The following is a 15,637-nucleotide window of genomic DNA, read 5'->3' as shown; positions in this document are numbered from 1 at the left end:
GAATCGGTGGCTTTTCAAACTGCTGCCAGGATCTCACTTTTCTCTGATTTCTGCGCAGATGTTAGAGGCGTGTCAAATTTTTGTTATTCGGTGATTCTAAAACAATCATTTCAGTGCTTTTATGATGAAAATTTCAAAATATCACTTGGTGAAATAAATGAACTGCTAACTATCACCGACGTGAACAACCCCACCGAACAGGAAAGGATATCAGGATAAAATGATTTAATTACAGACAGATAGGGTGATTTTCTCGCAAAGGAAAGCCGTGGCATTGATAGATTGTTTCTTTACCTACAGATGAAAAACACCAGCAGCGTTGCATGAATGAAAGTTTTTTTTCATTCGCGGTGGCAGCCACCCTGGGCAAGTTAACGAACAATAAAGGGTCATTTATGAACATCAAAAAAACCATCGTTGCTTCACTGTTAGTTTGCATGCTGCCTGCCGCCGCAATGGCGAAAGATCTTCAGGTAGGCGTCTCTATGGCGCTGTTCGACGATAACTTCCTGACCATCTTACGCACGGCGATGCAAAAAGAGATGACCAAAGACAACGTCAAAGGTCAGGTCGAAGATGCCAAGGGTGATGTCTCACAGCAGTTGCAGCAGGTCCAGAACTTCATTGGTCAGGGTGTTGACGCCATCATCGTTAACCCGGTGGATACCAACGCGGTAAAACCTATCGTCGATGCGGCGAAAAAAGCCAATATTCCGCTGGTGTTCGTCAACCGTAAGCCCGCCGGTGAACTGGGCGACAAAATGGCCTATGTCGGTTCGGATTCTGAGTTAGCGGGGCGCTTACAAATGGAAGCGCTGGCAAAAGCAATGAACGGTAAAGGCAACGTAGCGATCTTAATGGGGGATCTGGCTAACGAATCGACCCGTGACCGTACCAAAGGCGTAGAGGCGGTCGCGGCGAAATATCCGGACATTAAAGTGGTGCAGAAACAAACCGCGAAATTTATGCGCAATGACGCAGTAGATGTGGTGAGTAACTGGTTAACTGCGGGAGATGATATTCAGGCAATTGCGTCAAATAACGATGAGATGGCGATTGGCGCACTCCAGGCATTGGGTAAAAACCCGAATCACATCCTGATTGCAGGTGTGGACGGCACGCCAGATGCCTTGCAGATGCTGAAAAACGGCAAAATGGTGGCCACCGTATTCCAGGACGCAAAAGGGCAGGGTGAAGGTGCAGTAGACGCTGCGGTGAAACTGGCAAACGGCGAGAAGGTCGACAAAGTGATCAACATCCCTTACCAGTTGATTACCAAAGACAATATGGCCGAGTTCGAAAATAAAAACCTGAAATAACCAATCCCGGTTGCGAAGTACGGAGGTGAATCATGAATGCTTTTGCGCTTGAAGCCGAAGGTATCAGTAAGTTCTTCCCTGGAGTCAAAGCACTGGATAATGTCTCACTGCGTGTGCGTCCAGGAACAGTACATGCCTTAATGGGCGAAAACGGCGCGGGCAAATCGACTTTAATGAAATGCCTGATCGGGATGTATACCCCCGATCAGGGCACCATCCGAATTAAAGGCGAGCAGGTACAGTTCCACGATACGATGGATGCGTTACGTTCCGGGATCTCAATGATCCACCAGGAGTTAAACCTGGTGCCGTATATGACGGTCGCTGAGAATATCTGGCTGGGCCGTGAGCCGATGAAATATGGGTTTGTCGACCACGCCACCCTGAATACGCAGACCCAGGCACTGCTCAACCGCCTGAATATTCGGCTTAAAGCGGACCGTCTGGTGGGCGAACTCAGCATTGCCGCTCAGCAGATGGTGGAAATTGCCAAGGCAGTATCCTGGAACTCAGACATTGTGATCATGGACGAACCCACCTCTGCTTTAACCGAGAGTGAAGTCGCCCATCTGTTCACCATCATTCGTGACCTGCGCGAGCAGGGTAAAGCCATCATCTATATCAGCCATAAAATGGATGAGATCTTTGCCATCACCGATGAGATCAGCGTGTTCCGTGACGGCACCTGGATCGGCAGCAAAAACACCACTGAGTTTACGCGTCAGTCACTGATTACCCAGATGGTAGGACGCGAACTGACCCAACTGTTTCCTAAATTCAACAACGCCATCGGCGAAGATGTCCTCACAGTGCGCAATCTGTGCAGTAAAGATCGCTTCCATGATGTCAGCTTTAGCGTGCGCCGGGGCGAGATCCTCGGGGTGGCCGGGCTAGTGGGGGCCGGCCGTAGTGAGGTGATGGAAAGCCTGTTTGGGATGGAAAGTTTCGATAGCGGCGAAGTCTTGATCGACGGCGTCCCCGTCAAGATCGATGCACCTTCTACGGCTATCGAAAAAGGCATGGCGTTTTTAACCGAAGATCGTAAGAAATCGGGGCTGTTCCTTGTGCTGTCAGTATTAGAAAACATGAGCATCGTCAATATGCCGGAATATATCGGCAAGGCCGGGTTTGTCAGCCATGTCAAAATGGCGCAGGACTGTATGGAACAGATACGGCGCCTGAATATTAAAACCCCGACCATGGATCAGATTATTAATAACCTCAGCGGGGGGAATCAGCAAAAAGTGTTGATTGCGCGCTGGTTACTGGCACAGCCAAAAATATTAATCCTTGATGAACCTACGCGCGGTATCGACGTTGGCGCGAAGGCTGAAATCTATCGTTTGATCAGTGAACTGGCGAACCGTGGGGTCGCCATCATTATGGTCTCTTCTGAATTACCAGAAATTCTCGGTATGAGTGACCGCGTCATGGTCATGCATGAAGGGCGAATTACCGGCATCCTCGATAAAGAAGAAGCCGACCAGGAAACCATCTTGTCGTTGGCATCCGACTGAGGCGCACACCATGAGCAATATGAAAATTACAGCAACACCTACGAATAGTGAGCAGCGTTCTTTCTTCAGTAACCTGCGGCATAAACTGCCTAAAGACACCGGTATCTTTATCGTGATGATTGGCATTGCGCTGGTGTTCGAAATTGCCGGTTGGTATGTGCGCGATCAGTCATTCCTGATGAACACCAACCGTCTGGTGTTAATCGTGCTTCAGGTCGCGATTATCGGCATTATCGCGGTGGGGGTGACTCAGGTCATTATTACCACGGGGATCGACCTCTCCTCCGGCTCGGTGATTGCTTTAACCGCCGTAGTGGCTGCCAGCCTGGCGCAAACCTCCGACAGCCTGTCGCCGATGTTCCCTTCACTGGTGAACCTGCCTGCGGTCATCCCAATTGTTGCGGGGATTGGGGTCGGCTTGCTCTGCGGCTTGTGCAACGGTTTCCTGATCACCCGTACTGGCATTCCTCCGTTTATTGCCACCCTCGGCATGATGGTGTCAGCACGCGGTTTGGCACAGTACTACACTCAGGGCAATCCGATCAGCTTCCTGTCTGATGGCTTTACGTCTATCGGCCAGGGCGCGATGCCGGTGATTATTTTCCTCGTGGTGGCGGCGCTGTTCCATGTGGCGCTCAAACACACCCGCTACGGCAAATATGTGTATGCCATTGGCGGTAACATGACCTCGGCCAAAGTCTCTGGCATCAAGGTGAATAAGTACCTGATCATCGTTTATACCATTGCCGGTGCGCTGTCTGGCCTGGCAGGGGTGGTGCTGGCCGCAAGGGTGAGCAGCGGGCAGTCAAGCATGGGTATGGCCTATGAGCTGGATGCCATCGCCGCTGCGGTAATCGGTGGTAGCAGCCTGATGGGCGGCGTGGGTCGCATTACCGGTACGCTGATTGGTGCGGTGATCCTTGGCCTGATCAAAAGCGGATTCACCTTCGTCGGGGTTGATGCTTACGTGCAGGACATCATTAAGGGCATCATCATCGTCGCGGCCGTGACAATCGATATGCGTCGCAACCGCAAAAAACGTTAAGTTCTCCAGGCCTCTTCATCGGCGCTGCATCGGGTGAAGAGGCTTTCTCGCACAATAAGTTTTCCTACTGACGCCCCCCGCAGATTGATGACTATTCCACCGTTTTGCGTCAACTTTTGCCCGATTATGTGATCCCATGCACCAGAATGGCTCCTGAGCCATCACTTTTATGCACGCCTGACAGGCATTTTTTGCACCAGCAACGTGCAGCAGCGACCCGCTCGCATCAGGTAATCTCGGTTAGCGGGATTAATCCCGCCGCAGAAATAATCAGAAAGGCTTATTTTCCGCCCAATTAGCCCGGCTCATGACAAAAATTTACACCCGCGCCAATTTCTGGCCTGCATATTGCAATCTCTTATTCATCAAGCTGCACAGCGGCACATAACACTCACAAAGTTTTTTGCGACAGGTGATGGAGGCAATATGAACTTAAGACGGCTGAAGTATTTTGTAAAAATCGTCGATATCGGCAGCCTGACTCAGGCGGCGGAAGTGCTGCATATTGCGCAACCTGCGCTGAGCCAGCAGGTGGCGACGCTGGAAAGCGAACTCGATCAACAACTGCTGATCCGCACGAAACGTGGCGTAACCCCCACCGAAGCCGGGAAGATCCTCTATTCCCATGCTCGTACCATTCTGCGTCAGTGCGAACAGGCGCAAACGGCCGTGATTAATGCCGGCCAGACACTGAATGGTCAGGTCTCGATTGGCCTGGCACCGGGCACGGCGGCGTCATCACTGACCATGCCATTGCTGCAAAAAGTCCGTGAACAGTATCCAGAGATTGTGGTGTATCTGCATGAAAACAGCGGCAATACGCTGAATGAGAAAGTGGCTAACGGGCAACTGGATATGGCTATCCTGTATGACCGCACCGTGATTGCCGGTCTCAACAGCACCACGTTATTAAAGGAAGATCTCTATCTGGTTGGTGCGACGGACTGCCCAGGCAGCTCGGTGGACCTGGCCGATGTGGCGCAGATGAACCTCTTCCTGCCGCGAGATTACAGTGCGGTACGCCAGCGTGTAGATGAAGCTTTCTCGCTGCGCCGTTTGAGCGCCCGCATTGTCGGTGAGATTGAGTCGATTGCCACCCTGACGGCGGCAGTATCCAGTGGCATGGGTGTCACACTGTTGCCGGAGTCAGCCGCGCGTGCGCTGGTGGCATCAACCCAGGCATGGATGGCCCGCATTACGACGCCTTCGCTGAATCTGCCATTAACGCTGAATGTCTCATCGCGTCTGCCCATGTCGGCTTCCGCGCAGGCGGTGCAGGATGTGTTGATGTCACTGCTTAGCGCACCCGCGGAAGCAGAACGTGAGTTGATGCTGGTCGGTTAATCGCTGGCTGTTAATGATGATGGCTGGCCCTCTTAAGTGGTTTAAGAGGGCCAGGCGTTTATTCGCTTAATACCCAAACGCTAACGCTACCCGCATTGCAATAGAATGCCGCCACACCGGCCTCATCCAGGGTAACCGTCTCTTCCCGGTGGCCCAGATAATCTCGCCATTGCTTGCCTGCAAACCCTTCGCCCAGCGTGATGGTTTTCTCTCCCGCTTCGCCGTTCGACATCACCACCACGCAACCCGGATGCTCTTCGGTGCCGCTGCGACTGAAGGCAACGCAGTTGGGGTGGTCAAAGTAGTCGGTCTGCGCGCCCCAGGCGAACTGCTGACGTGCCTGCATCAACGCTTGCAGCTCAGGGATAACGGGCATATCGATAGCATAAATTTCACCGTCGCCGCCTTCATCTTCGTAATGCGCCCCGAACAGGTCCGGATAGAACACGGTGGGTAATCCCTGCTCACGCAATAAGATCAGCGCGTAAGCCAGGGGTTTAAACCAGGGTTCCACCGGGGCTTCGAGTGATTGCAGTGGCTGGGTGTCGTGGTTGGCGACAATGGTTACCGCGTGCCACGGATCCGCCTGCACCAGGGTGCCATCGAAAATGGTGCTCAGATCAAAATCGCTACCGGCGGTAGAGGCGTGGTGGAAGTTCATGTGCAGCGGGGCATCAAACAGCATGGTTTTGCCCTCGACCTGGTGAATATATTCCTGCAACTTGTCGATTTCAAACGACCAGTATTCCGCCACGATAAACATCGGCTGTTCGGCCGCCTCCTGAATGTGATCAATCCAGGTTTTATAGAACCAGGCCGGAATATGTTTGACTGCGTCGAGGCGGAAGCCGGTGCAGGGGACTTGCTGCATCACCCAGCGCGCCCAGTATTTCAACTCTTCACTGACGGCGTTGTTACGGAAGTCGATATTGGCGCCCATCAGGTAGTCAAAATTTCCCAGCTCATCATCCACCTGATCGTTCCAGCCTTCTGCGGTGTAGTCGTTAACGATTTTAAATACCCCGTTCTCATCGGGGTTTTCAATGTGGTCGACGCCGCTGAAGCATTTATAGTCCCAGATAAACTGCGAATACTGCCCGCCGCGCGCGGGGAAGGTGAAACGTGTCCAGGCCTCGGCCTCAATCACCTCTTCGCTGATCTCTTCGCGGTTGTCTGGATTGACGCGATTGATCTGCACGCGCTCTTTTTCATCGGCCCCCATTTTGTGGTTTAGCACTACATCCATCAACACGCCGACGTTATGGCTGCGCAGGCTGTCTACGGCTGCCAGTAATTGCGCTTTATCGCCATATTTGGTGGCAACACTGCCTTTTTGATCAAACTCCCCCAGGTCAAACAGATCGTAGGTGTCATAACCTACCGAAAACCCTCCTGATTCGCCTTTGTAAGCCGGCGGTAGCCATACCATTGTGATACCCACTTCACTTAGCCAGGCCGCTTTCTCCGCCACTTCAGGCCAGAGTTTGCCGCCGTCTGGGTAGTACCAGTGGAAAAACTGCAATAATGTTGGGTTAGACATCGTTCATGCACTCCACAGAGAGGGAATACTGAGTATGGATGAAGTGCAAAAAAAAACGCCCCAATGATGAAAAAAGGGCGTTTATCGTGGGGGGAATTAGCCGTTATCGCGCGGGAGCAGCATCTGTCCGCCCTGTTTACCGTAGGCGTTCATCACGGATTTTTGATTAGAGGACTGTCCAATCAGGGTGGTCAGTTCGTTCATCCGGTTTGCCATCAACTGTTTAAGCTGTTGATCGTTATCACGGATTTGTGTGAACAGCAGTTGCTCTCGTGTATCAAGGGCGGTGAGCGGCAGTGCCTGCACGGCCTCGCTGTAGGCCGGGCGCAATGCGATCAATGAATCCCACTCGCCAATGGAGGCAAGCTGTAACAGCGTATTGCTCTGCTGTAGCACCTGTTGCCATGTCGTGTTCATTACACCGCATCCTGTAGTTGGCCAGGCATCGCAACTTCACGCCAGGCATCAGCGATATTTCGCAGCAGGCCTTCCACTTCTTCTACTGCCGCCACTTCATTGCGCAGGTTTGCCTGCAACAGACGGCGCACCATATAGGCGTAGAGTGCCACCAGATTGGTGGTCAGCTCATCGCCGCTCTGTTCATCCAGACCCTGTTTTAGGCCATTTTCGATGATATTGATTGCTTTCGAGAGCGCATTGCCTTTGCCTTGCAGGTTACCTTCCTGCATGAACAGACGCGCGCGAATCAACGCACTTAATGCGCCATCAAACAACATTGTGACTAACTGCTGCTGGCTGGCGCTCATTACCGCACTCTCTACGCCAATCTTTGCGTAGGCCTGGGTGCCTGTCGCACTGTACATAGTCACTCCTTATCAGGATGAGCTACTGGAGCTGGAAGAGGTGGTCGAGAACTGCTGTGACAGATAAGTACTGGTACTGGTCAGCTTACTCATCGTCACATCCAGCGCGGTGAACTGGGTTTTATAACGCGCGATCAGGTCATCGATGCGATCGCTCATATTGTTGTACTGCTCAGTCAGGTTGTTGAGCGTCTTGCTCACGCCATCGGTCGCAGCCTGAACAATACCGGTGCTGGAGAGCCAGGTGGTCAGGCTGCTGGCCACGGTGGTTGCAATACCAGTGGTTTTACCATCACCAATGATCATCGCTTTCACGCCATCGGAGTCATCGCTCAGTGCCGTTTCCAGCTTGTCGGTATCCAGTTCCAGTTCACCGCTGGTCGGGTCGGTGGTGACCCCGATTTGCGCCAGTGTTTTAAAGCTGGAGGTACTGGAGGAGTTGGTCAGCAGGCTCTTCAACTGGGTCTGAATGGTACGCAGGGTACTGTCACCCACCAGTGCGCCGTTGCTGGAGTCCTGTGAGTCGGATCCGGCATCCACCGCCGTGTACTTGGTCAGTGAACTGAACTGGTCCAGCAGCGTATTGTAGGCATCGACAAAGCCTTTAACTGCGTTTTCGGCTTTGCTGGTGTCCTTGGTGATGGTCAGCGTCTGGTTGCCGGTGGTGACATCATTCAGGTTCAGCGTAATGCCTTCCAGCGCATCGTCGATGGTGTTGCTGCTGTTCTCAATGGCAACATTATTCACCGTCAGCTTGGCATTCTGCGCCGTAACGCTTTCTGTCATCGGGTTGCTGCTGGCCGTTGCGTCATAGCCGATGATGTTTTGCAGCGTATCGTCACCCGTCACGGTCAGTGAAGAGACCGCGTTATCGGTGCCGGTTTCACTGGAGGTTAATGACAGGCGATAGCTGCCATCAGCCACTTTAATGATACTGGCACTGACGCCCGCATCGGCACCGTTGATCGCATCACGCATACCGGTCAGCGACGTTTGCGCAGTGGTCAGGGAGATGCTTTTGCTGGTGCCATCGGCCAGGGTGATCGCCAGACTGCGGCTGGTGGCCGAGCTGTCGCCCAGGGCGGTGGAGTTGCTGGATTGCACCGCTGTGGTCAGCGTCTGCGCCTGCGCCAGCTGGGAAACGCTGATGGTATAGCGTCCGGCAACGGTGGTGCCAGACGTGGTCGCGCTCACGGAAGAGGTGCTGCTGGTGGCCGAGGTGGCGGTGAACAGGTCCGCATTATTCAGCGTGGTGTTCGCGGTCTGGAACGTGGTCAGCGCACTTTTCAGCGTGGCATACGCGGAAAGTTTAGCGGTGTAAGAGGTCTGCTGGGTAGAAATGGGGGTCAGAGAGGCTTTCTCAGCGGTTTCCAGGCTGTCCAGAATATCGCTTAAGTTGAGGCCAGAACCGACTCCCAGGTTCGTTATCGTTGCTGCCATAGTAGATCCTTATCTTGTCGACACGGAAAGGGAATAGCGGGGTTATCGGCCATTCTGAAAAAAAGTTTACGGTGCAGGGCAGGGAGATAATGTCGGGAACAGCTGCAATAAAGAGGGGTATTTCGGCGGGTCAGGTTTTTTGCGGCGACAGGAAAAAAAATCTAAAGGTTCCTGGGGGACAGACGATAACAACTTTGACGGCGATGAAGCCGACGGGTTGAACCCACAACGTAACCGTAGACTTGAATAACAGGAACTGAAACCATGGCACAGGTCATTAATACTAACAGCCTCTCGCTGATCACACAAAACAACATCAACAAAAACCAGTCTGCACTGTCTACCTCGATTGAGCGTCTGTCATCAGGTCTGCGTATCAACAGCGCAAAAGACGATGCGGCTGGCGAAGCAATTGCTAACCGTTTCACTTCAAGCATCAACGGCCTGACTCAGGCTGCACGTAACGCTAACGACGGTATCTCAGCTGCGCAGACCACTGAAGGCGCACTGTCAGAAATCAACAACAACTTACAGCGTATCCGTGAACTGACTGTACAGTCTCAGAACGGCACCAACTCCGATTCTGACCAGACTTCAATCCAGGACGAAATCAAATCTCGTCTGGACGAAATTGACCGCGTATCAGGTCAGACCCAGTTCAACGGCGTGAACGTGCTGGCGAAAAACGGTTCAATGAAAATTCAGGTAGGTTCTAACGATGGCGAAACCATCTCTATCGACCTGCAGAAAATCGACTCCTCTTCTCTGGGCCTGAAAGGCTTCTCAGTAGACAGCAACTCGCTGAAACTGAGCGACGATATCACCACCATCGGCGATGCTTCTTCTTCTGGCACCGCAATGAAAGATGTGGACCTGAGCTCAGTAGCAACTGCACTGAAAACCGATGCCAGCAACCTGTCTCTGCACAGCGTACTGGACAGCAACGGCGACGCGACTTCTACCTATGTCGTGAGCAACGGTACTGATAACTACTCTGTATCTGTTGGTTCAGGCGGCGCAGTTAAACTGAACACCACCGAAGTGGATTACGAAGATACTGCAAACGGCGTATCTTCAGGCGTAATGTCTGGTCAGCCAATCAAAGTCGGCGCAGACGCCAGCGGCGGCGCAGTGGGCTTCGTGTCTGTACAGGGCAAAGACTACTCTGTAGCAGCTTCTGCAATCGTGAACGGCGGCGCAACCGCGACCACCGGTAAGAGCGACATCGACGACATCGCAGATGCAGACAACTCTAACCTGTACACCGGTGTGGCCACCAGCGATCCACTGGCGCTGCTGGACAAAGCGATTTCTCAGGTTGATACCTTCCGTTCAAGCCTGGGTGCGGTACAGAACCGTCTGGACTCTGCTATCACCAACCTGAACAACACCACCACCAACCTGTCTGAAGCGCAGTCGCGTATTCAGGATGCGGACTACGCGACCGAAGTGTCGAACATGTCGAAAGCGCAGATCATCCAGCAGGCAGGTAACTCCGTGTTGGCGAAAGCGAACCAGGTTCCACAGCAGGTTCTGTCACTGCTGCAGGGCTAATCGGTCCCGTAATCCCGTCTGGCTCTGAGTTATTTCAGGTAACAGGCGGGAAATAAAAACAGGCACAGTGTGATGTGATCATTGAAGAGTACTTTTATTCAATGAGAAACCCGCTGTGCCTGCATATTACACCCATCATAACGCCTTCTTTGATGCGCTCTCTATGAGAATTACCGTTGATTAAAAAGAGGCATCCCTCTCTGAAATCCCCTGATCTTTGTTTGAGACCGATCTCAGCGCATACCAGCACCACCGGACAGACTTTGTCTTCTAGCCAGCGCGCAAAAATGACAAAAAAATCCCCATCCTCACGCACGAATTTCGTCACGAATCAGTAGTAACGCTCATCTGTGTGCGACATATAGAGTCGCGATTTCTCAACCGAACGTATTTTATGCTTATTGCATTGGCTGACACAGTATCTGGTTGTCGTCGTGTAAGTTTTGTGTAATGATTCTCATTAGTTTGTGATTGTTTAATGTTTTTTCTGTAAATGCGCTAAAGGAGCCAGCATGTTTTCGATTGTTTCAGCAGGAAAAGCTTCACATCGTCTTGATTTAACTCTTCAAAAAGATTTTCCTGACCATCAGGCGTTGGATCTTGGCATTGAAGAAATCACCGAAACATTACATTACTTAAGCGATTGCGCTTCTTCAGCCTTAAGCCTGAGCACTTCAGGTGGTTGCCTGGGGGGATGTACATCGTCTGCCGCAACAGCAGGTTCAATGGGTAGCGTTGCGAGTACAGGCTCAAGCTCCTGATCTCAGACCTTATATGGCAAAGGGAGTTTGCGGGTGAGTGAAAGCATTGTTGATGCCGATAAAGTCAGAAAATCTTTTAAAGATATTCTGGCCGTAGACAATTTCTCCCTTAAGGTGTGCAAAGGGGAAATTGTTGGGCTTGTCGGCCCCAACGGCGCAGGTAAAACGACCTCTCTGGAGTGCTTGCAGGGATTAATAAAGTTCGATCTGGGCTCGGTTTCGCTGTTTGGGGAAGATGTTTGCCGCGGGCTCTCTTTTTCGGCTCGCCAGCGCATTGGCATTGCTCCGCAATTCTTTGCACTTCCTCCACTGCTCACCGTGCGGGAAATGGTTACTCTGTACCACGCTCTGTACTATCGTGCTATGGCTGTCGATGAAGTCATCAGTCGGGTTGGCCTTGAGCAACAAAGCAGGACCAGATTCTCCAGGCTTTCGGGAGGTCAGCAGCGACGGCTGGCACTGGCTGTAGCGTTAGTTGGCAGACCCGAACTATTATTCCTTGATGAACCCACAGGTGATCTCGATCCTCAGAGCCGTCGCTACATCTGGTCGCTGTTGCTTGAAAAACAGGTGCGAGAAGAGCGTGCTGTGGTAATGAGCACCCACCAGATGGATGAAGTTGAGGCGCTTTGCACCCGCGTCGTGATTATGGATAACGGTAAAATCCTTGATAACGATACGCCGCAAAATCTCATTAGCCGGTACTGCCCAGAACATCTCATCCGCTTTACTGTAGATGATGTTCATAAAGATAAATTACGGGCTGCTTTTAGTCCTGAACAACTGAGCATACAAGGTTCAGATATTCGACTGGAAGTGACGGATATTAGTCAAACGATGCATCAGCTGCAGCAACTCGAAAAAATGCATCATCTGAAGATGAATAGTCTTCAGGTCTCTCAAAGCAGCCTGGAAGATGTATTTATTAAACTTACGGGAAAAACACTCAGGGAATAACTGTGGCATATCACTGGTCAGTTTTCTGCGCAATGTTCCGGGCTAATCTCAAAGAGTATACTCGTGACATACTGCCTTTTCTATTTTCATTCATCATGCCGGTTTTTTTTATTGTGGCTTATGGCATGTCTAAAAATGAGCAAGATGTAGATAAAGCGTTCACGGCAAATGTGGCTATTGTCGGCACTTCGGCAGGTGCCAATGTGGTAGAAAACAGGCTAAAAGAGATTAGTTTATTTAACACGACCAGGCTTGATGGAGATGAGTCTGTAAATACGCTTATTAGTAGCGGGAAGTTTCAGGTGGTTGTCAGTGTTTCTGATAATTCCCCGCCAATGGTCGCTTCTTCAAGTGAGTACCTTAACCTGACGACATTGATTAAAACGACTTTACAACATGATAGTGCGATAAAAAACAGCAGGCCAGATATTGCTACGCGAATTGTTTCTAATAACCGCCACACCGGGCTGGATTATTCATTCGCCGCTATTTTATGTTTGTCTTTACTTCAGGTCGCTTTATTTGGTACAGCTTCACCCGTGGTGATGGCCAAAGAAAAAGGCCTGTATCGGCTCTATCAAGTCATTCCCGTGCCGCGTTTAAGCTTACTGAGCTCACAGATAGCGGTACGTTTTCTGATTTCTGTCTTGCAACTGTTGATACTTACCAGTATTGCTGTGTTTATATTCAAAGTACCGGTTAAACACCCCATATTATTTATTGGAGTAGTGTGCAGTGCAGCACTGACGCTTGTCAGCTATGGCTATGCAATCGCGGGGTTTTTTAGTCGAATGTCGGTGGCTTCTGCGTTTCTGATTGTCCTGAATTTTTATTGTATCTTTTTTGGTCAGATGTTTAGTGATATTAACGGTTCACCATGGGAAGTCTTAGTCTTTACTACGCCTGTAGGCTTCATCAGTGAAGCTCTGCATTATGTTACCACGGGTTATTCCTCCATGTTCACCATCGCAGAATCGATGACGGGCATCTTTGTTTATCTGGTACTGTCGGGTTTAATCGGCATCAGACTTTTTAATTTCGAACCTAAAAAAAACTAATTGTATCAGGGAGAGTATCAAATGTTGAATTCAAGGGAGTGGGTTTATTACAAGCTTTATGTCGGTCAGCGTCATGATGTACTTGATTATGTCATTGTGGACATTCTGAATAAAATAGACTCGCTGCTCCTGAATCATCCCTGGTTCTATCTGCGCTATATTGATGAAAACGGCACCCATTTACGGCTGCGTATTCAATTACCTGTAGGGCAGAAATCGCTCGATACCGAGATTTTCTCGCTGTTACATGACGGAATGACTGAAGTTGATACTGCGCCCTATAATACCTATGAACCGCTAATTTCAATTACCGGGCATTCAGAGCCACTGCACACAGGGCCGCAGTTTTCTGCATTCTGTATTAAAGATGATTACGTGCCAGAGTATGATAAATACGGTGGTGAGGAGGGCATCGCCATTGCGGAAAGAGTCTTCAGCCAATCCAGCATACTGGCAAGAAAGATTATTAAGCATGAACGGCAAGGCGATCTGAATCGTAAGGACCTGGTATTACCGCTTTTCCTCACTGGCCTCCAGGTATTTATTAAACCCGAAAACAGGCAGGTTTTTTTAACCCGCTATGCCACGTTCTGGCTTTCCGGTAATCCGGCCATCGGTTCGCTCAAAATGGCTTTTGCCGAACAGGCATACAACCTGCTGGATGCCGGGGAAGAGCTGGTGCCGGGCTTATCATCATTGAGTGTTACTGAGCAGCACCTCATCCAGACATGGCGGGAGCATTTAGCTCAGGGCCGTGATGATTATATTAAAAAAGCAGGTCAGTTTCCGAAGGACATATTGGAATTAATTGCATTCCATTTTATTCATCTGATGAACAACCGCCTTGGCTTTAACACGCTGGAAGAGGCTTACATTGCCACGTTGCTTGCCACTGCAGAAGAGTCAGGTTATCACTATGAACTTGCATAATTTGATGCTCTCACCTGAGCGTCTGCAGCGATACCCGTTTCTTTCTTTGGTTTCTCCTCTTGGTGGGGTTGTCAAAAGTGCTACAGCTTTACGTAGCCGGGAACTGCATATCCCGCGTTTCCATTCCGTTATCGCAGGTACAGGTTTAATCTCTTTAGCCTATCCACATATTGCCGACCTTGCTGGTGCAACCAAAGGCCAGGTCGAACTGACAGGTTGTGGAGCAGATGAGTCGCTGGATCTGGCATTGGTTCGTTCGGTAGCAGAAGCTGCCGAACGCTACGCCACCTGTGTTTATGATAAGCGTGATATTAAAGTCGCCTCATTCAATGAAATGGCTAATGAAGGCATACAGGCTGAGGATATCCCACGCTGTTCCGCTGAAGAATATGCGAACCCGCGCTGTTTTATTCGACCAATCGATCCGCAGGCACCTCTGCGCTGGGTAGCAGGCTATTCGCTAACACAGCAAAGAACCTGCTGGGTCCCTCTTATGATGACGCATTTATTTGCGCGCGCCTGGCCGGGTGAACACTTCTGGCTACCTATCTCAACCGGGGTTGCCGCGCATGTTGATCTTGCTCAGGCCGCAGTCTCTGCCATTTGTGAAGTGATTGAGCGCGACGCGATAGCGCTTACCTGGCTGTTGAAAATGGAGCATCCGGGTGTTCTCACTGGAGACTCTGTTCCGGAAGAGCATGCTGAAAAGGTCAGACGTTTACGCAATAGTTGTCTTGAACACCGGGTATTCAATGTCACGCTGGATACGGGTGTACCCACACTCTACAGCGTTCAGCTCAGAGCTGGCAGCAAGCATGCCGCGCAATTTGTAAACTGCTCGACGCATTTTGACCCCTGGACTTCATACACCAAATTAATTCGCGAAAGCGCGGTAGGCCGCACCATTCTTGAGCATAATTTGCCCATACCCGATGATATTCAGGACTTTATCGAACTTGAACACGGTGCGATTTATATGGGAAGGCGTGAGCAACGTCCAGCTTTCGATTTCCTGTTGCATCCTCAGAGGCAGTCCATCGGTGAGGCAGTGACGCTGGATCAGCTTAGTTCAGGGATGCCAGCAGACCCGGAAAACCAGCTACGTTACCTCACCCGCCATTTTTCTGCACTGGGAATGGATATCGTTATGGTGGATTTAACCACCGATGAGCTGCGAGATGTAGGGTTGCATGTAGTACGCGCAGTGATCCCAGGCCTGATGCCCATGTCCGCTTGCCATACTGCTCGCTATCTTGGGCACAGTCGTCTTCAGAATGTCAGAAATAGATTAGAACAGCGTGATGGACGTCAACGGACCATCAATCCTTATCCCCAGCCATTTGCCTGA

Annotated in this window: 14 protein-coding genes; 10 read left to right on the top strand and 4 right to left on the bottom strand. The window is 50.9% G+C overall.

Annotated features, from left to right (window positions below):
- The first annotated feature begins 395 nt into the window (after positions 1 to 395).
- The 4 genes from F3J40_RS01950 to nac all read left to right on the top strand — a co-directional run bounded on the left by F3J40_RS01950 (position 396) and on the right by nac (position 5,225).
- Entirely contained in the window at positions 396 to 1,319 is a 924-nt protein-coding gene (locus tag F3J40_RS01950) for a sugar ABC transporter substrate-binding protein (protein WP_167012369.1), read from the top strand.
- Positions 1,320 to 1,351: 32 nt separating this feature from the next.
- Entirely contained in the window at positions 1,352 to 2,836 is a 1,485-nt protein-coding gene (locus F3J40_RS01945) for a sugar ABC transporter ATP-binding protein (protein WP_167012367.1), read from the top strand.
- Between the two features lie 19 nt (positions 2,837 to 2,855).
- Positions 2,856 to 3,881: an ABC transporter permease gene (locus F3J40_RS01940; protein WP_026042516.1), complete on the top strand. Its 1,026-nt coding sequence runs from the start codon at positions 2,856 to 2,858 to the stop codon at positions 3,879 to 3,881.
- 426 nt (positions 3,882 to 4,307) lie between these two features.
- Entirely contained in the window at positions 4,308 to 5,225 is a 918-nt protein-coding gene (nac, locus tag F3J40_RS01935) for a nitrogen assimilation transcriptional regulator NAC (RefSeq protein WP_017347061.1), read from the top strand.
- 58 nt (positions 5,226 to 5,283) lie between these two features.
- Here nac and amyA read toward each other — a convergent pair whose 3' ends face one another.
- From amyA to fliD, 4 genes are all read right to left on the bottom strand, one after another.
- Positions 5,284 to 6,765: an alpha-amylase gene (amyA, locus tag F3J40_RS01930; RefSeq protein WP_167012366.1), complete on the bottom strand. Its 1,482-nt coding sequence runs from the start codon at positions 6,763 to 6,765 to the stop codon at positions 5,284 to 5,286.
- Positions 6,766 to 6,861: 96 nt separating this feature from the next.
- Positions 6,862 to 7,182 carry a flagellar protein FliT gene (gene fliT, locus F3J40_RS01925; protein ID WP_167012364.1) on the bottom strand — a complete coding sequence of 107 codons (321 nt, stop codon included), beginning with the start codon at positions 7,180 to 7,182 and terminating at the stop codon, positions 6,862 to 6,864.
- Positions 7,182 to 7,589 (bottom strand): flagellar export chaperone FliS, encoded by a 408-nt coding sequence (fliS, locus tag F3J40_RS01920; protein WP_167012362.1) that lies wholly within the window; start codon positions 7,587 to 7,589, stop codon positions 7,182 to 7,184. The genes fliT and fliS overlap by 1 nt, the downstream gene beginning before the upstream one ends.
- A 12-nt stretch (positions 7,590 to 7,601) precedes the next feature.
- Positions 7,602 to 9,029, bottom strand: coding sequence for a flagellar filament capping protein FliD (gene fliD / locus F3J40_RS01915; RefSeq protein WP_167012360.1), 1,428 nt, complete (start codon positions 9,027 to 9,029; stop codon positions 7,602 to 7,604).
- 264 nt (positions 9,030 to 9,293) lie between these two features.
- Here fliD and F3J40_RS01910 point away from each other — a divergent pair, with 264 nt between their 5' ends.
- The 6 genes from F3J40_RS01910 to F3J40_RS01885 all read left to right on the top strand — a co-directional run bounded on the left by F3J40_RS01910 (position 9,294) and on the right by F3J40_RS01885 (position 15,637).
- A complete protein-coding gene (locus tag F3J40_RS01910; RefSeq protein ID WP_167012358.1) occupies positions 9,294 to 10,583 on the top strand; it encodes a FliC/FljB family flagellin in 1,290 nt (429 codons plus the stop codon).
- Positions 10,584 to 11,095: 512 nt separating this feature from the next.
- A complete protein-coding gene (locus F3J40_RS01905; protein ID WP_167012356.1) occupies positions 11,096 to 11,344 on the top strand; it encodes a hypothetical protein in 249 nt (82 codons plus the stop codon).
- Positions 11,345 to 11,377: 33 nt separating this feature from the next.
- A complete protein-coding gene (locus F3J40_RS01900) occupies positions 11,378 to 12,301 on the top strand; it encodes an ABC transporter ATP-binding protein (protein ID WP_167012354.1) in 924 nt (307 codons plus the stop codon).
- Between the two features lie 2 nt (positions 12,302 to 12,303).
- Complete coding sequence (locus tag F3J40_RS01895; RefSeq protein ID WP_167012352.1) at positions 12,304 to 13,359, top strand: ABC transporter permease; 1,056 nt, start codon at positions 12,304 to 12,306, stop codon at positions 13,357 to 13,359.
- 21 nt (positions 13,360 to 13,380) lie between these two features.
- Positions 13,381 to 14,289, top strand: a complete 909-nt coding sequence (locus tag F3J40_RS01890; RefSeq protein ID WP_167012350.1) for a thiopeptide-type bacteriocin biosynthesis protein — start codon at positions 13,381 to 13,383, stop codon at positions 14,287 to 14,289.
- Positions 14,276 to 15,637, top strand: coding sequence for a YcaO-like family protein (locus tag F3J40_RS01885; RefSeq protein WP_167012348.1), 1,362 nt, complete (start codon positions 14,276 to 14,278; stop codon positions 15,635 to 15,637). Before F3J40_RS01890 ends, F3J40_RS01885 begins: the two co-directional genes overlap by 14 nt.

The organism is Candidatus Pantoea multigeneris (assembly GCF_011752615.1).
In the GTDB taxonomy this organism is placed as follows: domain Bacteria; phylum Pseudomonadota; class Gammaproteobacteria; order Enterobacterales; family Enterobacteriaceae; genus Pantoea; species Pantoea multigeneris.
This window is presented reverse-complemented; position numbering and strand designations above follow the sequence as displayed.